Raw genomic sequence first — 22920 nt, 5'->3', positions numbered from 1 at the left:
TCCGATGCTTCCCCCATTCAGACCCTGTTTCGCTCTATGCCTCATACCGATACGATGTTACGCGCCCTGCACCGCGCAGCGGATACGCCGCTTTCCAAACCCATAGCTATTCTAACGCTCATTTTAGTTGGGTGGATGCTTACGCTGTCAGCGCCTACCCAAGCCCAGCAGACCAATGCATCCAACTTTGATCGGGCCTCCAACGGCGTCACTATTGTCTGTGATGATGCCGATGTAGGCGACACGGGTGAGGTGGACGGCGTTATCTACACCAAGCGCGACCGCGACGGGTTGGATGACCTAATAAACCAGGGAAACTTCGATGAACTTGAGACGACCTGCACCAGCGGTATTACGAATATGAGAAGCTTGTTTTCTTCGCAAGACACCTTCAACGAAGACATCAGCACTTGGGATACCGAAAGTGTCACGGACATGAGCTTTATGTTTAGCAGAGCAAGTGCCTTCAACCAGGACATCGGCGACTGGGATGTGTCCAGCGTCACTGATATGGACTTTATGCTCGCTGAAACCGAGGCGTTTGATCAAGACCTTGGCCGCTGGAATGTAAGTAACGTTATGAACATGGCCAATATTTTCCTACTTTCCGGACTTTCTCCTGCTAACTACGACCGCACACTAATCGGTTGGGCCGGACGGAGTCTGAACAACGCCGTCCCAGTCGGAGCCGACGGCATAGAATACTGCAACAGCGAGCTATTTCGGGACCACCTCGAAGACGAATACTTCTGGAGTATCTTCGACAGCGGTCAAGCCGCTGACTGTCCTGAAGATGTCCTTGAAGGCACTGGATCTACCAATGTGGGTAGCGATGGAATTGTCGAACTCGGTGATACCAATGTGCGGGTTGACTTCGACGGCGTGAACGGCTCAGGCCGCGTGACTGCCGCCCGCTTCGACGACTTCGCCGATAACATCGAAGGCATTGATGAAGCCAATATCAGTCCGTATCGGGTGGTCATTGTAGCTGGAGGCGGACTGTCATTCTCGGGTGACACGGAAGTCCGCTTCGACGTGAATGAGTTTGGCGGCATCACCGACGCGGACGACATCACCGTGTACAGCCGTCCGCGTCCCTTCAGCGGCGAATTTAACGAACTGCCCACCTCGTTTGACGCCGCTGAAAACGAGATCGTGGCCACCACAGACAGCTTCAGCGAATTCATCTTTGCCAGCGAGGACAATCCACTGCCCGTGGAGCTTAGCACCTTTGGGGCCACCCTGAACGGCGACGATGCCCTCTTGCAGTGGGAAACGATCTCTGAGACGAATAACGCCGGGTTCGAGGTGCAGCGCATCGTCGGGTCCGCGAAAGAATCATGGGAGACCGTCGCTACGCTTGAGGGCGCGGGCACCACCGACGAACCGCAATCCTACCAATTCACCGACACCGCATTGCCCTACGCGGCAGACAGCCTTAGCTACCGCCTGCGCCAGGTGGACACCGACGGCACCGAGTCGTTTAGCGACGCGGTAGTGATTGCCCGTCAGGTGACAGATGTCGAACTGTTGCCGACGTACCCCAACCCCGTACGCGGACAAGCCACGGTGCAGTTTGCCGTGCCCAAGCAACAAGAGGTGCAGCTTGCTCTGTACGACATGCTGGGCCGCCGCGTACAAATGGTATCTAACGGCCTGACGGAAGGCCGCACCGAGCAGCAGCTGGACGTGAGCGGACTTTCCAGTGGCACGTACTTCCTGCGCATGCAAACCGACGGCCACACCGAAACGCAGCGCGTGACGGTGGTGCGGTAACCGGTTACTTGCAACGGTAGATACTCCCAAGCAAAAACCTGACAGGTCTCGGAGACCTGTCAGGTTTATTTTTGTCCTACAGAGAAGGCAATGCCGTAACTGGCGCCGGATGTGATATTACTCGTCGCAGTCGGGTCGGCAGAGAACCGTTTCAATATCGTCTACGCGCTCCGCGGTGAAGGAGCCATTTTCTACCTCCGTTTCACCATCGGGACTTACAAAACTAAATGTGCCTTCTATCACATTCTCGCTCGAATTTGTGATCGTAAACGTGCCGGGCCCGCCGCCAATGAATCGACCGAGTTCATAGCTGTTCATGGAGTGCTGATAATACGGAACGGTGCCTCCTTCCTCGAAGTCGTAATCGCCTTCTTCAGGAACGACGCCCTCCCGGCCCTCAATGTCGATGGTCGTCCACGATCGATTGGTTTCCGAGCGCTCCTCCTCGGGCGGACGTTCGCCGTCTAACATATACAAAACAAATTCCTCACCCCCACTTGCCGAGGGTTTGAGTCCGAATGCCGCCCCTCCTGAAAGGTCAAGGGTTTCTCCATTGTCAGTAACGGTCGCTTCAAAGCTTCCAACATCAAGAACGAAACCGTTCTGGCCGTTTTCCTCATTGTCATCTACGCTGTCACATGCGGTAAATGCGAGAAGGAAAACAAATAGCGAAAAGATGGTCAGGGTGTTGATGGGTGTACGCATCATGCAGAGAAAATTGATCAAGAAATTTGTCGGATGCATTATGAATCTAAAAGAATCGCAAGGTAGTGTCTGAAAAGTAGGCGCGCAGCCCGAAGAAGTTTTCAGACACTGCCTAATCCCTACCTTCTATGCTCGTCTGGCAAAGATCTTAAAGCAAATGTGCGACTCTTCTTTGTTGTGCTCTGTTCATACGTGCGCAAGCCACGAGGGGCATGCGGACACCTTAACGTGTTCTTGCCCCTAGTGTTACCAGCCTGTTATTAATAAACTTGGGCAGTGGTGAATCCGCTTGGGCTCTCATTCCAGTGTTTGACCCTTGGGGCGTTACCGAACGGCACGAGATTGTCCCCAAGACCCCTCTTTCGCTACACTCGCAGCATGTTGTGTCATTGCTTCTCGCACCGGGCATAGCGAATAATACGCTTGTGTACCTGCTTCGTCAGATGGCAAAGAAAACTCTGCGTCACCGCCAGAGCCCTATGTAGACGTGGTGCGATTCTTTAGATGAATCTCGATACAGTCTCCCACAGATCAGAACTGGTTGGCTGGTGCGCCAATCGTCTATTACTATGTCGTACTCTTGGCGCATATGCACTGCACCCCGTATCAGGTGCACCTCATCCGATAGCGCTTTTTTCTTCTGATATATGGCACTACGTTTCGGATACCCGCCTGCATAGACTTCACTGATAGGCGTAGCTTTTTAGTCACGTTGATTGTATCTGCTCATGACTTGCCGCCACTGCCACGCACCGTTGACTACGCCGTTTTTAGATTTGGGCCATGCACCGCTCTCTAACGCCTATCTCTCCAAGGCCGACCTGGGCGCAGCTGAGCCTTACTTCCCGCTGCGCATCCAAGTGTGTACGGAGTGCTGGCTGGTGCAGACAGAAGACTATGCACCTCCCACGGCGATGTTTGACGATAACTACGCCTACTTTTCGAGCACCTCGTCAACCTGGCTCAATCACGCCGCCCGCTACGCTTCTATGATTACCGATCGGCTAGCACTTACCACGAACGACTTTGTGGTTGAGGTCGCCTGTAACGATGGCTACTTGCTGCGCAATTTTCAGAAAGCGGGCATCCCCTGCCTGGGCGTGGAACCAACCACCTGTACTGCCAACGCAGCGCGTGCACTGGGCATCCCCGTCGTATCACGCTTCTTCGGCGCTGAACTGGCTACAGAGCTTGTGGCCACCTACCCAAAGGCGAACCTTATTGTTGCCAATAACGTGCTGGCGCATGTGCCCGACATCAACGACTTCTGCGCCGGGCTTCGAATCGCACTTGCGCATGGTGGCACGGTGACGATAGAAGTGCAGCATCTCATGACGCTAATTCAACACGGTCAATTCGACACGGTGTATCACGAGCACTTCTCCTACCTCTCGCTTTACGCCGCCCAAGAGGTACTGGCCACCGCAGGGCTACGCGTGTGGGATGTGGAGTGCTTACCTACGCACGGCGGCAGCCTGCGCATCTACGCCTGCCACGCCAACGACCCGCGCCCAACCACCCCGGCTGTCTCAGAACTCCTTGCTGAAGAAGCCGAACGCGGATTGCAGAAACGCGACACGTACACCACATTTCAAAGCCGGGCAAACCGTATCAAAGACAACTTGCTGCGTTTCCTAGTCGATGCTAAGCGCAGCGGGGCCACCGTGGCAGCATACGGCGCCGCAGCCAAGGGCAACACCCTGCTGAACTATGCCGGTATCAAACCGGACTTGCTGCCGTTTGTGTGCGATGCCGCTCCCTCCAAGCAGGGTAAGTATCTGCCAGGCAGCCATCTCCCCATTCACCCGCCCTCCAAGCTGCTTCAGACTCGGCCTGACTATGTGCTGATTCTGCCGTGGAATATAGCGCCTGAGATTGTGTCCCAACAACACGATCTCGTGGCACAGGGCACCCAGTTTATCGTGGCCGTGCCCGCGCTTAAACAAATAGCCTCTGCTCTCTCATCTTCTGCCTACTCGATGCCAAGCAGCGTGTTTGCAAGCCAACCGAAGCACTGTTTTGAATGCCCGGCTCCTTCCCCACCCGCAGATGGAGTGTATTAACCGTTACACGATGCACTGGAATGAGTGACATCTGTATAACTTGATTGCCCCCCCTTTTTACGCCTTCTCTTTTTCGCATCATCGATACGAATATTTACTACAGGAAGTGCTTACAGCATACTTAATCGGAATCTCTGAACCGTCAGGCGGGATTAAAACCGTCGTTCCCCCTGGTGCAGGGTCTTAAACGCCGCAGCCGCACCGTACACATAATGCTCATTGACCTACCACACGTTGCAATGAACGACGGCCCCAAAACGCCAACCACCCGTTCGTCGCCCCGCCATATTGCTCTCGTTGCTCACGATAATCGAAAGAGCGACCTACTGGAATGGGCCGACTACAACCATGACCTGCTGCAAAATCATGTGTTGTATGCTACAGGCACCACTGGACGGATCCTCGAAGACAAACTCGGTCTGACAATCAACAAACTACAGAGCGGTCCGCTGGGAGGTGACCAGCAAATTGGTGCCTTGATTACAGATGGCACCATCGACTTCATGATCTTCTTTTGGGATCCACTGCAGCCGCAGCCACACGACCCCGACGTCAAAGCATTGTTGCGTATTGCCGTGGTCTGGAATATCCCTATCGCATGCAACAGAGCTTCTGCCGACTTCATTATCTCCTCGCCTCTCATGAGTACACCATACGAACGCTCACGCCCAGACTACGATACGCATATGAATCGCCTAATTGTAGACGACCATCCAAAAGACGTCTGAATGATTTTATGATGCGCTGCAACCGAAGGTTGTATTTCGAGGTGGTCTCCGTAATGAGAAAATTTGGGGAGTGGTAAACTGTTAAGTGACATCTTACCCTCTTTTCTCCGTTTTTCTCATCGGTCATACTGAACGCCGTGAAGCATCTCAACAAAGCCGACGGGGGAGCGCGGTAGTGCTCTGTCACACCTGAATGTTAGGGGACGGAGACCGTCCGAAACGCTGTATCCCAGCCCCCTCCCAAAAAAACCTGTCATGGTGAGCACGCGACGGGCCCAGCCCGGAGCACGTCGAACCATCTCCCCGACGCTCAGCAGGCTCTGATCGATCGAGCGGCCCTGCTCATTTCGAAGGAGATCTTTCGACTCCGCGTCTCCTAGGCGGAGCCGCTCCGCTCAAGATGACAACATTAAAACGGGGGTGTTGCAACCCGAAGATTGAGCTGTGACACAGCAGTAAGTAGAGACAGGCATGAAGTTGGGGTTTTGTGCGTTTCAAATCGGTATCATGTGCGCCCCGACGTTGTTAATACACGCTCTCATTCGTACGGTGCTGCGTTTCGCATAAGTGACTAATATATTTGATTTCGCAGAATCTCTCCCCCTAAATCCTCCTCCTCTGAGGGGGACTTGATGAGCGCCTTCCACGGTTCCTTCCTCCTCGGGGAGGAAGGGTAGGATGGAGGGGAACCCACCCGGCAATCCCCAAAACCATTGTTGAGGTCACTTAGTGCTCTGTCACACCTGAATGTTAGGGGACGGAGACCGTCCGAAACGCTGTATCCCAGCCCCCTCCCAAAAAAACCTGTCATGGTGAGCACGCGACGGGCCCAGCCCGGAGCACGTCGAACCATCTCCCCGACGCTCAGCAGGCTCTGATCGATCGAGCGGCCATGCTCATTTCGAAGGAGATCTTTCGACTCCGCGTCTTCTAGGCGGAGCCGCTCCGCTCAAGATGACAACATTAAAACGGGGGTGTTGCAACCCGAAGATTGAGCTGTGACACAGCAGTAGACAGGGTACCCAAGCGTACTCCGATGATCTAGCCCACATAACAATTTCTTACCATTGAACCAGTACTAAAATTTGCAACTGACGTGATGATGGGACGGAGCCTGCCGAAATTGGCTCTGCGTATGATCCAAAGAAAAAGCGCGTAACAGTCTGGAGCTAGCGTTCGTGAGTAGGCCAGCGTGTCTTCGACCGTATCCACATATAAATGCTCCATGCCTATGCCTATGCTTAAACGCGTTGCCCGTATTTTGTGGCGCAGTACCATTGGACTACTCGTTTTCTTACTGACCTTGGCTATTCTAGGGACTGTGTGGTGGAGCCTGCAATCGCACACCCCCGTTTCAGAACTGCTCTCCGAAGACGCTGCCATCGATTTGACGCAATGGGACGGCTCAATGACAGACGGTGAGAATCCAGCAGTTATGGTGTTGGGAACGACTCATCTAAACCAGGAAGACACAACATATCCAGACGCCCAGTTCCACACTGTAACCGAGAAGATCAGCACGTTCAATCCGGATATGGTGGTCGTCGAATATTTGCCGCCCCAGTATCCGGTCGGAAAGGGGCGCGACTACCGGGCGGGCTTCGACCTTGATGCGTATGCAGATGACTGGTCAATCGACCGCGCCGTGGCCGACTCCATGCGCACCGTCTACCAGCAGGATGACCGTCCGCCTTCCTCTCCCTGCACACGCGGCCAGCATTACTTCCTGGCGCGCGATTTTGCCAATGCGCTGCACCATTGGGTGGGAAATGACTGCTCATTTCTCGAACAGCATGAGACGCTCGCCCAATGGGCCAACCGGATGGCGAGGCATGAGCTTGCTAAAATCGGAACGCCGGTGGCTCGCGCTAATGAAGTGCACCACCTTGTTCCTTTCGACTATCAGGGACCAGATGCCGAGTGGTTTATTTTCGACGAGATGCTGGATGTCCTACGCAGCGGCAGGGTGTGGGCACTCCGCGACTTCTGGCCGATCCTCCCCCAATTTGGCGTGACAGCGCGCGAATGGGGAGGCCATATCCCCGAACACAGCAATACGCTTCCTGAACTGCTCCACTTTGCTAACAGTCCAGAACTCATTGGACTACAGTACTGGGCATACGAAGAAATCTATCCGAGTGTGACGTGGCAAGATGAACCTATTGGACAGCAGCAGACCGATAACTACTGGCTGCGCAATGAGCGCATGTTTGCATACATGGAAACAGCGATTGAAGAGGAAAATCCCGAGCGGGTGCTTGTCATCGTAGGCCTTGGACACAAGTACTTTCTCGACGAACTCGTTCAGGAGGCTGGTTACCGGTGGATCGACCCGCGCACCTATCTGCCCGAGCCGGCATGATTGATGCCGTTTACCTAAGCTGCGCCTAAATGCCGTCTTGATTAAATAAGTCGGCTAGAAATACGGGTAGTGGATAGACACTAAATGATAAGGTGGTTGGAGACCGCAGTTTTGTCTTGTTCGAACCCCCTCTCCCTTATTCCGCTTCGCTCCATCAGTCGCCCTCCGGGCTCGTGTCGGGTTTCTCCCCCTTGGCCCTAGTCTATGCACACAACTCGAGATGGTGATAATCGTTGATCACGGGTTGCAATCTGGACCTGTTGTTGACGGGATCATCAACGTATTGGCCAGAACGCGGGACGGCGCCCGCGGAGCCTCGTGCGGCCGGTGCCTTTTCTGGATCCTGGATCGCGCTCGCCGGCTTGCTTGCCTGTCCTGAACTCGATTCAGGATCCATTCCCCCGACTATTCCCCCGAGCAGACGCCCAGATGGGTTCTTGTTGTAGGATCCAACAGTCTCTCATTGAACGGGCGGTGGAGACAACCAACTTTAAATAAACAACATAGCGAAGAAAAAGTTATGTGCAAGGACTAGCCCTTGGTCAAGGGGGAGATGTCCACAGGATCACGCCTGCGTCGAAGCTCGAAGACAGGGGGTTTGAGCGTGTTGCGATGATGTAAACCACATGTCAATCACTTAATACCTTACCGCTACCGAAATACGTTTACACCTTGTCATCGCGAGGAGGGAGCCTGCGACCGACGTGGCGCTGGCGCTCCTCGAATGACATGCTCAAAGATTCTTTTGTGGATCCGCTTAACGTTCTACTACGCCCGCGGCATCTCATCGGGATTGCGGTAGGTGGTCAGCACCGTACCGTTCTGAATGTCATTGACGACCACTTGTACGCCGTTATCGGACGGCGGCACCGAGGCGTAGCGCTTCACCTCTTTGCGTCCAAGTACAAAGTGAGCGGCGCCCCGGGTGTAGATGACACGTCCCAGGACAAGCGCCCGCCGCACGGCACCACAATCAATGCGGCGCTCGCGCATGCGCTGCTGAGCATGCTGACTGAGGGTGTATGTACCAGAAGCTTTCGGATAATACGCACGCTTGATCGTCCAGGTCATAGCATATACCGGTTGGCATAAAAGTTCACGAGGCATCTCTGATTGATGCCCTGTTTCTACCTGCTTTTCTTTCATGGCGGACATGTGGTGTCCGACCTGTTGCACCATTTCTTTTTTTGCCCATTGCAGCCCCAAAATCAGACCCCTTATGTGAAGAAAAGAACAATCACATAAAATCTTTTGATATTTAGGATGGCGGTCACGAGGTTGCGGCGTTAGGACAGATGAGAGTGATTACAAATAACCCAAACTGGGTAAAATAAACCACCCTACTAAAGTCCCTGGTATAATGAAATACGATATTCAGGAAACGAGAGGCTGCTATAGTCCAATAGCACTGGTTTTGTGTAATCGCTCTGCACAGCTCGACCCACAACCAAAAAATATGCCATCTTTCAAATATATAGGGGCAGGCTACACGTAGACAGTATAAAAAGCGCATATGCCACATCGCATCGCGCAGTAAGATACCGGTACTGTTGCATTGTCATCGGTTTCGCTATCGACGTTATCACACAGGGTTAGATCTGCCATGCACCTTTACACTCGTATCATACGGTCTGATTGGGGGAGGCCATCGCACATGCAGAGCGCCTATCCCGACTGCCCGCAGCACACACCGGCCCACCGTATTTGGGTCTTCGCACTTCTCGTAGGCGTGCTGGCACTGGTTAATGGACAAGGGCACGCACAAGACACACGTTCTACCGTCTCTTCTGCACCATCGAATATAGCTGAAGCCCAAACAGATACTGCCGAAATTACACTTCGAGATCGTGGGCTTTCCACCGATCCATCGGCATTTGTAGACCATATCGCCGATGGCGAGACAGAAGCCGTCGACCTCTTACTAGACCATTCCGCCGATCCAGATGCGGCAAACGAACGTGGACAAATCCCTCTTGGCGTTGCTGCCAAACACGGTCATGCTGACATTACCAATATGCTTATCGAGCATGGCGCCGATGTCAATGCAACAAATAGAAGCAACTATACCGCGCTCATGCTCGCTGCAAGCGAAGGCCATAGAGACGTAGCACGTGCTCTTCTTGAAGCTGACGCTAACGTGGAAACCACACGCGATGACGGACTTACCGCGCTGGTACGTGCCGCCGAGGCAGGCCACCCCGATATCATCCCTCTCCTTGTGCAGCATGGCGCAGACGTTAATGCTACGCCTCGTAATGGCGTAACCGCGCTCATGCGAGCAGCCCGCTACGGGCACCTAGACACAGCACGCCAACTTGTTGATCACGACGCTGCCGTTCGTGCCTCAACCGATGAGGGAATTACTCCGCTCATGCATGCCGCCCGAAGCGGCCATCCGCGCATGATATCGTACCTATTAGATGCCGGAGCTGCCATTAATATGGTGTGTGAGGCGCAAGGAAATACAGCGCTGATCTACGCTGCACGTCAAGGAGAAACCGATGCTGTAGCGCGTCTCCTTTACGAAGGAGCTGACATCAACGCTCCATCGTACGATAATCACCATACAGCGCTTATGGCTGCCGCTGCACGAGGCAACGTGGATACAGCCAATACACTCTTACAAGCAGGCGCCTCTCCGGATACCCAAACACGAGAGGGAAGCACCGCCCTCATAAAAGCCGCCGAGCGAGGATATGTAGACATGGTTGATCTGCTCCTGAATGCAGGCGCCGACCCAAATATTAGCGACGACGATGGCAACACTGCCCTGATCCAAGCTGCTTTCAGAGGCCGTACCGAAACCGTTGAAGTGCTTACGCGCGCTGGTGCCTATGTGCGCGATGCGCAACAGGATGGCGTAACGGCACTTATGGCAGCTACGTACCATAACCACACAGACATCGTAAAGCATTTGCTGCGATCGGGCGCTGATCCAACCCGTGAAGGCCCCGCTGGCACGACGATTGATATTGCCCAAGAGACCGGCCACACCGAAGTCCTTGATTTGCTCCAATATGCTTCAGATTGAGCCAAATCGCCCGGCGCCTTCATAGTTGCGTTGTGTCACAAGTCAATCTTCGGGTAACTCATGTGCCCCTAACCTACTGGGATAAACGAACACCCGGTAGCGGCAAAATGTTAAGTGGTCTACATCATCACGACTCGCTCAAACCCCCTCTCCCTACGGGTTTCTCCCCCTTCGCCAAGGATAGTCCTTGCACATAACTTTTTCTTCGCTATGTTGTTTATTTAACGTTGGTTTCCTCCACCGCCCGTTCAATGAGAGACTGTTGGATCCTACAACAAGAACCCATCTGGGCGTCTTCTCGGGGGAATAGTCGGGGGAATGGATCCTGAATCAAGTTCAGGATGACGTATCGGGGGGCGGTGCCGAAGACGAAGGGCCCCCTTTCAACTCCAACGCCCCCCCTCGAATGTCATCTAGATCCTGAATCGAGTTCAGAACAGGCAAGCATGCCGGCGAGCGCGATCCAGGATCTAGAAAAGGCACCGGCCGCACGAGGTCCCGCGGGCGCCGTCCCTCGTTCTGGCCAATACGTTGATGATCCCGTCAACAACAAGTCCAGATTGCAACCCGTGATTAACGATTATCACCATCTCGAGTTGTGTGCATAGACTAGCTCCCCGAGGAGGAAGGAACCGTGGAAGGCGTTCCTCAAGTCCCCCTCAGAGGAGCTATGGCTTATACACAATGCAACCCACTTGCGTCCTCGTCGCGATGCTCTGCGTCGCGACGGACGAATGGACGCTCTGCGTCCAACGTAATCCCCAAGGTAAAGAAACTAAGCAGACCCGCAAAAATATCTTTGATTATGTCATTGCGAGCGCAGCGACGCAATCTCATTGCTGTCAGGCCGGGTGCAACTGCCCAATCAACGGCATGAGATCGCACCCCAGGAGTACTCGTTCGCTAGCGCTCACAGCGCCGCGTCAGTCGCAGGGCTCCCTCCTCGCGATGACAATAGTTGGACCATAACATTCAGGCGTAACACAGCACTACTTCTCTGTCACACGTGATTGTTAGGGTACGGAGACCGCCCGAAACTCTGTGTCCCAGCCCCCTCCCAAAAAACCTGTCATGGTGAGCGAAGGCCGACGGAGGAGGCCCATGTAGCCGCCGAATGGCATTCGGTGGACCCATCTCCCCAACGCTCAGCAGGCTCTGATCGATCGAGCGGCCTCCCTTCATTCGTAACGATGTAAACGCATGGGAATGCTCGCCGCCGCTATGGGTATGACGCACAGCACACTCCCTCTTGGACTTCCCCTACGTTGCTCCCATGGTAGATGTCGCTGTTGTTGGCGGAGGACTGGCTGGATTGAGCGTAGCCACGCAAATGGCTGCCCATGACCATACCGTCGCTCTCTTTGAGGCCCAATCATATCCGCGCCACAAGCTGTGCGGCGAGTTTTTGTCTCCTGAATCGCAACGCTCGCTCGACCAACTTGGGCTTACAGACGCATTAGCAGTGCACAACCCGCCCCGCATCGACACCTCAGTGCTTACTGCCGGGTCGCTCTCTGTAACCAACAACATGCCAGCTGCAGCCCTCGGTATTAGCCGGTACGTATTGGATGCAGAACTAGCCACACGCGCCGAAGACGAAGGCGCCAGAATACATACCGGATGTCGCGTATCCGACATTCGCGGCTCGCTAAACGATGGGTTTACCGTCGCTCATGCCCATGGAACAACCGACGCTCAAGTGGTGGTAGGGGCCTGGGGCAAACACGGCATTCCCGACCGCACGATGAACCGAACCAATCTGTCAGAGCCTGCCGATGTGGTGGCGTTCAAAGCCCACTATGAAGGCACGATGCCTCCAGTCATTGACATCCACGCCTTTCCAGGGGGATACTGCGGCTGCTCGCCGGTCGAAAACAACCGCTTCAACGTCTGCTGGATTGGCCGCCGCTCATTGCTTAAAGACACCGGCTCGCCCGACGCGATGCTCACTGCAGCCGCCAACGCCAACCCACACCTCAAAGAACGGCTGGCGCAAGGCACCCGCTGCACCGACTTCTGCGCAGTAAGCCAGGTGACGCTCGACACCAAAGGCCCCGTGCACCAAGACGTGTGTATGGTGGGCGACACCGCCGCCATGATCGCCCCGCTCTGCGGCGATGGCATGGCGATGGCTTTGCATGCAGCCGACCTGCTCGTTCCCCATCTGCATGTATATCTGTCGGATACGACTCGACCGTCTACGCTGCTAGATGCCTACCGCACCGACTGGCACCGCGCCTTTGACACGCGCCTGAAGTGGGGGCGCCGTCTGCACCACGTAGCATTTCGTCCCGGTGTGGCACGGGCTACCGTGCTCATGGCGCGTCTGATTCCGGCGCTGCATCGGTGGATGTTTCGGAAGACGAGGGGGCCGCTGCCCGCATGATACGATCCATGAGGGCGCGTCCCAAGCCGGTAGGTTCCACCGGCTCACACACAATGCGCCGAAACCCGTCGTTGTCGAACTGCCGAAACGTAGCAAATAGCCGCGATGCATAGTCGGAAAGGCTGCCACACAACACCACCCGGCCCCATGCATCGCGCTGCGCAGGGGGGTGGAGCCCAATGTATCCTGCCTCCGGATCAGGATGGGCCCGCTCGGGATCGGCCACTTCAACACGAGCAGTAGGCGCATAGTGCCGATGACGCGTGCCTGGACTCCGATGCTCGGCGTCGGTCGTTGTCGCCATTGTGAGCGCTGGAACCACACGCTGCGCATCCTCCAGCGTAATTGCTCCCGGACGCAACACCACTGGCGGGTCTACCGTGGTGTCGATGACGGTAGACTCAATCCCCGTGGGGGCTTGCGGACCAATCAGGATGCCCCGGATACGCCCCTCCAAGTCCTCGCGTACAGCCTCCCAAGTAGTGGGGCTAGGCCGCCCCGATTGGTTGGCCGAAGGTGCAGCCACAGGTACAGCACACGCCTGCAAGAACGCCTGCGCCATAGGCAACGCCGGGATGCGCACGCCCACCGTGTCGAGCCCAGCGGTCGTTACATCGGGCACATCCGGGTGCTTATGCACCACACACGTAAGCGGTCCTGGACTAAACGTGCGTAGCAGGGTCCACGCTGCAGGCGAAAGATCGCGTCCTACCTGCTCCACCTGCTCTACAGAAGCCAGATGCACAATTAGCGGATTGTCGGCCGGGCGGCCCTTGGCCTGAAAGATCTTGATCACCGCCTCTGGGTTCATCGCATCGGCCCCCAACCCGTACACCGTTTCGGTGGGAAACGCCACACAATCGCCCATGCGCAGCCAGCGAGCAGCCTTTTCCGGCTGATCGGTTCGTTGAGTAACCATCTTTGATGTTGTCTGTGAACTCTAACACGGGTCTATGCATCAAAGGTAGTCCCCCATCGGTCGTTTCCGATACCGGGGCTCTTCGCTTCGACTCCACACCAACCCAACGTGCTTTATGTCTGACGCCTCACCTGCCGACGCACCCGATGCCTCCTCACCCGATGCTTCTTCTGAAGACGACACGACTACAAAGACGACCAATGGAAGCGATTCCGCCTCCGACACCTCCGACCCAAATGGGCAGAACGGGCAATCGCAATCGGTCTCTGAAACGCTCGTATCTACGCTTCAGCAACTGATTGAACAGCGCCTGCAATGGGTTGCCTTGCTCCGCCGTGCCGTAGACCGGCTGGATGAAGACCGCTCTATGCCCGCTGTCATCATTGATGACGTGGCTACGCTCGTTCGACTGGTTAAGGCGTGGCGACGCGGCGAATATCCCCGCTTCCCGTGGCGCTCGCTGGGCGTGCTCTCATTGGCTGTCCTCTACTTTTTCTTGATGCGCCGCCCTCGCGGAAAATCGATAGCGGGCATTGGGTTACTAGATGATGCCGCGGTTGTGGCCTTCGTTGTGCGCACGACTCACAACGAGTTGAACCGCTTTCGGACGTGGGAACGCCAAATCGCATCGAACTAACCTTTTTGCTTTCAACTGATTATGGAGATTGCTGAATCGCCCCTGTGGTATCTTTTCATTCTGGCCCTTGGCATTGGCACCGGGCTCATTGTGGCCTGGATGCGCCGCGATAACGAGTAGTTTCGGCGCCCGGTGCCGCAACGACGAAACGCCCACTCGAACGACTGCCGAGTGGGCGTTTTGTATTGGGTCGTGCATCATACGCTACGCCATAACACATGGCGCACAGGCGTGCTTACGACTCCGGGATAACCTGGATGTCAAGCAGCGCATCCACTTCTGAGTGCACCTTGATGCGGGCTTTGTAGGCCCCAATCACGCGGATATCTTCTTGCAACTCAATATCACGACGGTCGATATCGAAGCCGCGGTTGGCCAACTCCACCGCAATTTGCTGCGTGGTAATGGTTCCGAAAATGCGGTTCTCTTCGCCCACCTTCGCGGTGAACACAACCTGCATATCTTCGAGTTCATCGGCTACGCGCTCGGCCTCTTCTTTCTTAGCCGCAACCTTCCGCGATGCCTGGCGCTGCTCTTCACGCAATTGTTTGACGGCGCCGTCCGTCGCCATGCGTGCAAGTCCTTGGGGAATGAGATAATTTCGTCCGTAACCATCGGCCACCTCATGAACCTCCCCTTTGGAGCCGAGGTGATCAACGTCTTGCAACAGAATAACGTCCATAATATGCTAAATGGATTTAAGTCAACAACTCAGGAAACAACCCCGGCCTTAACGGACCGAGTCGGATACGTAAGGCAGGAGCGCCAAATGACGAGCCCGTTTGATGGCGCGGGTAATCTGACGCTGCACCCGGGCCGGTACGTCGCCGACACGACGGGGCAGAATCTTCCCTTGGTTGTTGGTGAACTGCTCAAGGAACTCGGTGTCCTTGTAGTCCACGTATTCAATGTGTTCGAAATCTTGGTCGTTGCGAGCCATAAGAGAATAAAAAGTTGGTAGAATGAGACGAGAACGTAGCGACGCCGCGCTTACTCTTCCTCAGCAGCGTCTTCGATCGCGGTGGGGCTTTGCGTCTTCTCGTAGTGGCGACGCATCTTCGCATCCATGCGTAACGTGAGGTACCGCAAGATTTGATCGTTCAGCTGCAACTGACGTTCAAGCTTAGGTACCACCGAACCGGGGGCACGGAAGTATAGGTTTACGTAGTATCCGCTACGCTTTTTATTGATTTGGTAGGCCAACCGCTGGTTGCCCCACTCATCTACCTCAAGCAATTCGCCGTGCTCGCGAATAAAGCTGTTGATGGAATTGACGATGTCGTCAATCTGGTTTTGCTGAGCGACCCCACTAATGATGTAGGTCAGCTCGTACATGTTTTCGTTAGCCATAAGAGGGTGTGTCCCTTTGGAATGAAACAGGATGTTCATGCCCCGGTGGGCGTACATCGCCTTTCGACGTGTGTACATCCGGAGCAGGGATCAAAGGCACCATCCGACATAATGCAGCCGGCATGTGATTTACGGTGCGCCATGACAGCATACACCTACGAGGCCACCAGAAAAATGTGGCCTACGTGGCTTGAAATAGCCACGAATTGGAAAGGGATCTGCCGCCCCCCATTACAACTGCGCCAGCCGTTCGGCGTTTTCTTCGGCTTTAAGTGCATCAAGGATGGGTGTAAGCTCCCCTTCAATCACATCTTGAAGTGCATGGTTTTTGTTACTCCCCTCCATGCGGTGATCCGTCACGCGATCTTGGGGAAAGTTGTACGTCCGAATCTTCGCCGAGCGATCGCCCGAGCCAATCTGCGAGCGGCGCTCCTCGGCCCGTTCCTCGCGCTGCTTCTCCAGTTTCATATCGTAAAGCCGCGACCGTAGCACCCGCATCGCTTTGTCGCGGTTCTTGTGCTGGCTCTTCTCGTCCTGACACGTTACCACCAACTTGGTGGGCAAGTGGGTGATGCGAATCGCTGAATCGGTCGTGTTCACCGACTGCCCCCCTGGACCACTGGCCCGGAAGGTGTCGATTTTCAAGTCGTTCGGCTTGATGTCGATGTCCACCTCTTCCGCTTCCGGTAACACCGCCACCGATGCGGCTGACGTGTGGATGCGCCCGCTCGACTCGGTTTCGGGCACGCGCTGCACACGGTGCACGCCGCTCTCGTACTTCATGGTGCCAAACACATCCGGACCACTCACACTGAACGTGATCTCTTTGAATCCGCCGTGCGACCCGTGCGAGGCGTCGATGACTTCGTACGACCAGTCTTGCTTCTCTGCAAACTTGGTGTACATCCGAAACAGATCTCCAGCGAAGATGGCCGCCTCGTCGCCGCCCGTTCCTGCTCGAATCTCGATGATCGCGTCTTTGCGGTCTTCTGGATCTTTAGGAATGAGCTTCTGCTTGAGATCCTCTTCGACCTGGGGAAGCCGATCGTTCAGCGATTCGAGTTCATTCTGTGCCAGGTCGGCCATCTCCCCGGACTCTTCTTTGACCATGTCTTTCAGGTCGCTGCGCTCATCGAGCAGGTTTTCGTAGGTCCGAATCACCTTGATCACTTCACGTAACTGCCCGTGCTCTTGGCCGAGCTCCGACATCTGCCGGGCGTCGGTGGCAATCTCAGGATCGGCCATCATCTGCTCGATCTCCTCGAAACGCGCTTTTATCTTCTCCAGCTTCTCCAGTTCGATCATGTAGGCACATCATCAGGACACAAAAACAACGGGGCAAACCAACGGTGCACCCTGCGGCGATGTTCACCACAGCGCATCGTATGCTCCTACTCCACCGTCACGCTCTTAGCCAAATTCCGCGGCTGGTCTACGTCGCATCCGCGCATCACGGCAATGTGGTACGAAAGCAGCTGTAGTGGAATGACAGTGAGCAGCGGCGACAGGAACTCCTCGGTCTGCGGAATGCGCAGCACGTACTCGCATAGATCGTCGAGATCGCCGTTGCCTTCGTCGGTAATGGCGATGACCGATCCATCGCGCGCGGCAACTTCCTCGATGTTCGACACCACCTTGTCGTAGGTACTGTCTTTCATCGCAATGAACACCACCGGCATGAAGCGGTCGATGAGTGCGATGGGACCGTGCTTCATCTCGGCAGCGGGATAGCCCTCGGCGTGAATGTACGAGATTTCTTTTAGCTTGAGGGCTCCCTCAAGAGCCACGGGGAAGTTGAATCCGCGCCCCAGATACAGGAAGTTCGACGAATACCGATAGATGTTCGCCATCTTCTCGATGGTTTCGTCCATGTCAAGCGCCGAGCGCACCTTATCGGGGATGGAAGCCAGCGCGTGCAGGGCGTTGGCAAACTCGGCATTGCTGATGGTGCGATTCTCGGCCAGCTTCAGTGCGATCATGGCCAACACCACCACCTGGGCAGTAAACGCTTTGGTAGAAGCCACCCCAATTTCAGGACCCGCATGCAGGTAGACGCCCGCATCGGTCTCGCGCGCAATGGTGGATCCGACAACGTTGCAGATGCCCAGGCACATTACGCCCTGTCGCTTCGCTTCGCGCACCGCGGCCAGCGTATCGGCTGTTTCGCCGCTTTGAGAGATGACGAGCACCACATCGCCATCGCGCAAGATGGGATTGCGATACCGAAACTCGCTGGCATACTCCACCTCAACCGGAGTCCGGGCAAAGTGCTCGATGAGATATTCCCCGACCAGCGCAGAGTGCCACGACGTTCCACATGCGGCAATGATGATACGGTCGGCCTCGCGGAGATCGTCCATCACGTGGTGCAGGCCGCCCAGCACAAGCTTGTTCTCGTCGGGCAGCACGCGTCCACGCATGGCATCTTCGAGCGCGGTGGGCTGCTCCATAATCTCTTTTTGCATGAAGTGGTCGTATCCGCCCTTCTCAATTTCGCCGAGCGTCCACTCCAGCTCGTGCACTTCTTTCTCCAACGGCACATTGTCGATGGTGCGCACCTGGTACCCATCTCGACGGATGCTCACGATCTCGCCATCGCTCAGATATACCACCTGCCGGGTGTACTCAACGAGGGGAGCGGCGTCGGAGCCCAGAAAGTACTCACCGTCACCCACGCCAATGAGGAGCGGGCTGCCCTTACGCGCGGCGATCAGCAAATCGGGATCGGTGCTCGACACAACGGCAATACCGTACGTGCCAACCACTTGCGTCAGCGCCTGGCGGACGGCCTCTTCCAGTTCGAGCCCGGTTTTCTTGCGCACCGCATCGATAAGATGCACAAGCACCTCGGTATCGGTATCACTCTTAAAGGCATAGCCCTTCTCCTTAAGCTTTCTTCGCAAGGTGTTGTAATTCTCGATGATGCCGTTATGCACCAACGCGAAATCGCCATCCATGCTTACGTGTGGATGCGCATTGCGGTCATTGGGCGGCCCGTGCGTAGCCCACCGTGTATGGCCAATACCAAGCGTTCCCTTCAAGGGCGCATTATCCAGTGCATTGGCAAGTTCTTTGACTTTACCCTTGCGCTTTTGGGTTTGGAGCCCATTCTCGCCAACAATAGCAACGCCTGCCGAGTCGTACCCACGATATTCGAGGCGTTTTAGCCCGGTCATGAGCAACTCTTCGGCATCTTGATGGCCAATATATCCAACAATTCCGCACATATAGACAACTGATTCGTGTTTGGGAGGATGAGAGGAGACGTTGCGCTATGATGTGAAAGCGCAATGGCATGTAATGGTGCAAAGGAGTATACCGCCTCTGCAATACGAACCGGATAAGGGCGTGTTCGCTTCAGGTATCCCACAAGGTACAATACATACCCCAGGACTAATAGCGTTCGAGCGAGAATTTTTCGCCCAGGTAGCGCTTCCGGACCTCGGGGTCGGCGGCCAATTCCTCTGCGGTCCCCTGCTTGAGGATACGCCCCTCGTACAGCAAGTACGCCCGATCGGTAATAGCAAGCGTCTCGTGAACATTGTGATCCGTGATGAGCACACCAAGTCCGCGCTCTTTCAGTCCGCCTACGATTTCCTGAATATCCTCGACTGCAATCGGGTCGACGCCAGCAAAGGGTTCGTCGAGCAGAAAGAACTTCGGACGCGTAGCCAGCGCGCGGGCAATTTCGGTGCGACGCCGCTCGCCTCCTGAAAGCGAATATCCTTTCGAATCGCGGACACGCTCCAGCCCAAATTCATCGATAAGCGATTCGACGCGAGCATGGCGCTCCTCGGCAGAGATCGGCTGAAATTCTAGCACAGCATGCAAATTGTTCACCACGCTCAACTCGCGAAACACAGAGGTTTCTTGCGCCAGATAGCCAATGCCTCGGCGCGCTCGTTTATACATGGGGAGGCGCGTGATGTCATCGTCCTCTAACAGTACACGGCCATCGTTGGGGCGAACCAGCCCCACAACCATATGAAACGTAGTCGTTTTGCCGGCTCCGTTGGGTCCAAGTAACCCAACCACCTCTCCTTGCTTTACGTGCAGATCCACATCTTGTACAACAGTGCGTTTTCCATAACGCTTGGTCAGCCCCTTCGCCCGCAGCGTGAGCGGCGACCCCATAGACACATCCATAGATATTCTGCTGTATTAGTTCAGAAAAAGTTATTCGATATTCTCTGCAGCGGCATCAACATCGATAGGCATCGGATTGCGGCGCACGAGCGGAACGTGCGGCTGATCGAACGACCACCCCTGATCTAAACGGTTTTGAAAGCGAGGATCTTCAAGGAGATCCTCCTTGCGTGGACGTGCTTGTGGAGTCCACCGAAAGCCGTCTAGCTCAAACGGCTCGGGAATGAGATGACGGTCATAGAGTGTCGATTGCACGCCTGAGAGAATACGGACATCCCGTAGCTGCCCTTCGGCGTCAAACTCGACGATGATCTCATCGGCAGAAGCTTCAGCGGCCTGCGCAAGCTGACCGTCTTCTTCCATGAAGCGGATCGTTTCCGCATTCGGAAATGCGCGGATGGTACGCAGCACCTCGTCATCGAAGTGAGCAATCATGTCGCGCCCACGCAGTTGTTGAATGCGCTGAACGACCGTGTCTTGCTGAGCGGCAAAGGCGTTGCTAAAGACATAGAGCGAGTCGAGAGTACGGTCGCGCACTACGGTGCGGAGCGTATCGCCGTGGATCTGCGTGCGTTCGAACCAGGCATCGGGATCCCCAAATAGGCGGGTTTCCTCGTACGACGGTGTATCGACGGTGTCGGGCGAAATGGCCCGATCGTAGACGAGTGAGTCGCTTGTTGCTGCCAGGTCATCTTGCCACACGCGCACATCAGTTGTGGCGGTTAGGCGGTGTAGCGAGTCGCTGCGCTGCGCTACAAGGCGATCGGCGTCGGTGATGAGCGTATCGCGGGGCGCCCCGAGCGAGTCGACTTGCACCTGCACCATGAACGCCGCCCCCCGCATATCGCTGTAGGCCTCGTCTTCATCGTTGATGGCTTCATCGCCAAAGAGCCAGGTGCGCGTGTCCTGCTCATCCTCATCGACGGTGGCATCGTCTGGCTGCCGCGGATCGTTGGCGGCAGAACGCGGGTCGCGATCAATGAAGACATTGCCAAACGCCTCCGAACGACGTTGATCGCGAAAGTACGAGAGCGAATCGGCTTCAAGCCAGGATGCCGGATCGTCGAGCGTTACATTCTCCGAAAAGTCGGCGCGGCGCTCAGGCGAAAGGTACACGCCGCGCTCGCTCCGTAACACAGCCGTGCTGTCTTCAAGCTCTACCGGCTCGTCGAACACGGCGCGGCGCTCATCAAAGAAGTAGATAGCCTCGGTCGATCGCACCTCCACATCGCCATCGGTTAGCTCCACATTTCCAAAGGCAAAGCCCAGATCGTTGCTGCGCTCGTAGCGCACCGAATCGGCCCGAAGCGTGTCGGGCCCCTCTACGATTTCGACATTTTCGAGAAACAGAAACTCATCACGCTGAAAGTAGCGAAACCCACGATCAGAGCGCAACTCGGTCTCATCTTGGCGCACAAAGACGTTGCCGATCAACTCTTGGACCTGCTCGCCATCAACGAGAGCAGCGCTTAGCGAATCAGCTTCTACGTAGGCACGGGTGCGCGTGGTATCTTCGTCGGCTTCTTGCCCCCACGCTGATGCAGGCGCGACACACACTAGCACCGGCACCAAAATCAGTGCAACCCAACACTTTCGCATGGAGAACGCCACGTGCTCCGTACTGTTTGCCCAACCGTCAATCATCATCAAGCTCAACCTCGGCTTCGAACCGCCCTATTTGGTACGAACTTAGGTCTTCATCGGCCACAATGCCGAGGCCGTTTAACACCTCATTCGGAGTTACAATGCGTACAAACCGACTTGATCGCACCTTACGGTCGCCCTGTGTCCACACCACGTGTTCACTGTACAGTTCACGGTTATCTGGGGTATGAATTTCCACATCCCCATAGGCATCCGCACGACCTTCTCCGCTAAAGTAGAGCAAACTGTCGGCCGCAATGGTGGCCGAGGAGTCGCCCTCGGGGGTAAAGAGTTGAACATGGATGCGAACGGTTGTGTCGGCATCGTAAGGCCCTCGCATCACAGCATAGGTGCTATCCTCGGTTTCATACTGATACATCCGGGGCGCTTCCAGAATGGCGCGTCGGCTTCCTCCTTCGTGCAACACAAAACGGGGTTCATGCGTGGTCTGCACAGGCCGTAGTTCATCATCGGCCTCTAACGCCTCTGGATCAATGCCCGTACGGCGTTCGCAGCCCAGCAAAAGGCCTGCTCCGACCAGTATACACAGCCCCCACGATAGCAGGGGCCAATCCCGCGACATTTCCACGAACCGTACGGCTTGAGTTGGCGTTACAACTATGCAATCATTATACTCTGTAAACCTACATGGTTGCGTGAAGTTTGGCGTGTTGTTATTGTGTGAGTTAGGTTGCATGGTGTTTATGTAATCAAGCACGCCCTTTTTATCCTCCCCTCAATTGACAGTACTAATGGTATGAGCTTTTCAACGAATACGATAGATGACGATACCGTCCTTGTCGATATTGGCGATGCGCTAGACTTCCGCAACGCCGATACGTTCAAAGAGACCGTCAAAGATCCCATTGACGAAGGGGTCCGCCAGTTTGTACTCGATTTCTCGAATACGGATGTACTCGACTCTTCGGGGCTTGGCGCTGTGTTTTCTTTGTACCGGCGCGTATCGGGCAAAGGCGGAACGGTTGTATTCGCCAATGCCTCTGAACCGGTACGGGTGGTTGTTGAGCTTACGCGAACGTACAAAGTGTTTCCACAGTACGATTCGGTAGACGAAGCCAAAGAGGACTTGCTCAACGGGGCTTCTTCTTAGGTCGGCGCCTCCGTCTGAATTCGATCGTCCCCCTTTGATCGCTTTGGGCGTTGTGCCATGGG

At 55.4% G+C, this 22920-nt stretch carries 19 protein-coding genes; 8 read left to right on the top strand and 11 right to left on the bottom strand.

What is annotated here, in order from left to right; genetic code table 11:
- Positions 1 to 36 precede the first annotated feature (36 nt).
- Positions 37 to 1776, top strand: a complete 1740-nt coding sequence (locus tag ACZ5AL_RS06365; RefSeq protein ID WP_464512941.1) for a BspA family leucine-rich repeat surface protein — start codon at positions 37 to 39, stop codon at positions 1774 to 1776.
- Positions 1777 to 1893: 117 nt separating this feature from the next.
- On the opposite strand, the gene ACZ5AL_RS06360 is transcribed toward ACZ5AL_RS06365, so the two are convergent.
- Positions 1894 to 2484 (bottom strand): hypothetical protein, encoded by a 591-nt coding sequence (locus ACZ5AL_RS06360; RefSeq protein WP_464512940.1) that lies wholly within the window; start codon positions 2482 to 2484, stop codon positions 1894 to 1896.
- Positions 2485 to 3209: 725 nt separating this feature from the next.
- Between ACZ5AL_RS06360 and ACZ5AL_RS06355 the strand changes: the two genes are divergently transcribed.
- The 3 genes from ACZ5AL_RS06355 (at position 3210) to ACZ5AL_RS06345 (ending at position 7634) form a co-directional block, all read left to right on the top strand.
- The gene (locus tag ACZ5AL_RS06355; protein WP_464512939.1) at positions 3210 to 4544 is read left to right on the top strand and encodes a methyltransferase domain-containing protein; all 1335 of its coding nucleotides are present in this window, start codon (positions 3210 to 3212) and stop codon (positions 4542 to 4544) included.
- 239 nt (positions 4545 to 4783) lie between these two features.
- Positions 4784 to 5272: a methylglyoxal synthase gene (locus ACZ5AL_RS06350; RefSeq protein ID WP_464512937.1), complete on the top strand. Its 489-nt coding sequence runs from the start codon at positions 4784 to 4786 to the stop codon at positions 5270 to 5272.
- A gap of 1231 nt (positions 5273 to 6503) precedes the next feature.
- A complete protein-coding gene (locus tag ACZ5AL_RS06345; protein WP_464512936.1) occupies positions 6504 to 7634 on the top strand; it encodes a DUF5694 domain-containing protein in 1131 nt (376 codons plus the stop codon).
- A gap of 768 nt (positions 7635 to 8402) precedes the next feature.
- Here the strand turns inward: ACZ5AL_RS06345 and ACZ5AL_RS06340 are convergent.
- Positions 8403 to 8705 carry a DUF4258 domain-containing protein gene (locus ACZ5AL_RS06340; RefSeq protein ID WP_464512934.1) on the bottom strand — a complete coding sequence of 101 codons (303 nt, stop codon included), beginning with the start codon at positions 8703 to 8705 and terminating at the stop codon, positions 8403 to 8405.
- 583 nt (positions 8706 to 9288) lie between these two features.
- Here ACZ5AL_RS06340 and ACZ5AL_RS06335 point away from each other — a divergent pair.
- Positions 9289 to 10665: an ankyrin repeat domain-containing protein gene (locus ACZ5AL_RS06335; RefSeq protein WP_464512932.1), complete on the top strand. Its 1377-nt coding sequence runs from the start codon at positions 9289 to 9291 to the stop codon at positions 10663 to 10665.
- 1273 nt (positions 10666 to 11938) lie between these two features.
- Positions 11939 to 13051, top strand: coding sequence for an NAD(P)/FAD-dependent oxidoreductase (locus ACZ5AL_RS06330; protein WP_464512931.1), 1113 nt, complete (start codon positions 11939 to 11941; stop codon positions 13049 to 13051).
- On the opposite strand, the gene ACZ5AL_RS06325 is transcribed toward ACZ5AL_RS06330, so the two are convergent.
- Complete coding sequence (locus ACZ5AL_RS06325; protein WP_464512929.1) at positions 12981 to 13970, bottom strand: L-threonylcarbamoyladenylate synthase; 990 nt, start codon at positions 13968 to 13970, stop codon at positions 12981 to 12983. The genes ACZ5AL_RS06330 and ACZ5AL_RS06325 overlap by 71 nt on opposite strands.
- A gap of 115 nt (positions 13971 to 14085) precedes the next feature.
- On the opposite strand from ACZ5AL_RS06325, the gene ACZ5AL_RS06320 reads away from it, so the two are divergent.
- The gene (locus ACZ5AL_RS06320; protein ID WP_464512928.1) at positions 14086 to 14607 is read left to right on the top strand and encodes a YkvA family protein; all 522 of its coding nucleotides are present in this window, start codon (positions 14086 to 14088) and stop codon (positions 14605 to 14607) included.
- Between the two features lie 235 nt (positions 14608 to 14842).
- On the opposite strand, the gene rplI is transcribed toward ACZ5AL_RS06320, so the two are convergent.
- The 8 genes from rplI to ACZ5AL_RS06280 all read right to left on the bottom strand — a co-directional run bounded on the left by rplI (position 14843) and on the right by ACZ5AL_RS06280 (position 22330).
- The gene (gene rplI, locus ACZ5AL_RS06315; RefSeq protein ID WP_464512926.1) at positions 14843 to 15289 is read right to left on the bottom strand and encodes a 50S ribosomal protein L9; all 447 of its coding nucleotides are present in this window, start codon (positions 15287 to 15289) and stop codon (positions 14843 to 14845) included.
- Positions 15290 to 15337: 48 nt separating this feature from the next.
- Positions 15338 to 15547 carry a 30S ribosomal protein S18 gene (gene rpsR, locus ACZ5AL_RS06310; protein WP_464512925.1) on the bottom strand — a complete coding sequence of 70 codons (210 nt, stop codon included), beginning with the start codon at positions 15545 to 15547 and terminating at the stop codon, positions 15338 to 15340.
- A gap of 50 nt (positions 15548 to 15597) precedes the next feature.
- Positions 15598 to 15957, bottom strand: a complete 360-nt coding sequence (rpsF, locus tag ACZ5AL_RS06305) for a 30S ribosomal protein S6 (RefSeq protein WP_464512924.1) — start codon at positions 15955 to 15957, stop codon at positions 15598 to 15600.
- 231 nt (positions 15958 to 16188) lie between these two features.
- Complete coding sequence (prfA, locus tag ACZ5AL_RS06300) at positions 16189 to 17262, bottom strand: peptide chain release factor 1 (protein WP_464512922.1); 1074 nt, start codon at positions 17260 to 17262, stop codon at positions 16189 to 16191.
- An 86-nt stretch (positions 17263 to 17348) separates the two neighbouring features.
- Positions 17349 to 19184, bottom strand: coding sequence for a glutamine--fructose-6-phosphate transaminase (isomerizing) (glmS, locus tag ACZ5AL_RS06295; RefSeq protein WP_464512921.1), 1836 nt, complete (start codon positions 19182 to 19184; stop codon positions 17349 to 17351).
- A gap of 166 nt (positions 19185 to 19350) precedes the next feature.
- Positions 19351 to 20103 (bottom strand): LPS export ABC transporter ATP-binding protein, encoded by a 753-nt coding sequence (gene lptB / locus ACZ5AL_RS06290; RefSeq protein WP_464512919.1) that lies wholly within the window; start codon positions 20101 to 20103, stop codon positions 19351 to 19353.
- Between the two features lie 30 nt (positions 20104 to 20133).
- Entirely contained in the window at positions 20134 to 21702 is a 1569-nt protein-coding gene (locus ACZ5AL_RS06285) for an OstA-like protein (protein ID WP_464512918.1), read from the bottom strand.
- Between the two features lie 37 nt (positions 21703 to 21739).
- Positions 21740 to 22330, bottom strand: coding sequence for an LPS export ABC transporter periplasmic protein LptC (locus ACZ5AL_RS06280; RefSeq protein WP_464513277.1), 591 nt, complete (start codon positions 22328 to 22330; stop codon positions 21740 to 21742).
- Between the two features lie 174 nt (positions 22331 to 22504).
- Here ACZ5AL_RS06280 and ACZ5AL_RS06275 point away from each other — a divergent pair, with 174 nt between their 5' ends.
- On the top strand, positions 22505 to 22858 hold the full coding sequence (locus ACZ5AL_RS06275; protein ID WP_464512917.1) for an STAS domain-containing protein: 354 nt from the start codon (positions 22505 to 22507) through the stop codon (positions 22856 to 22858).
- Positions 22859 to 22920 lie beyond the last annotated feature (62 nt).

The organism is Natronotalea proteinilytica (genome assembly GCF_055379935.1).
The sequence above is the reverse complement of the archived record's forward strand: the minus strand, read 5'-3'. Positions and strand labels throughout refer to the sequence as shown.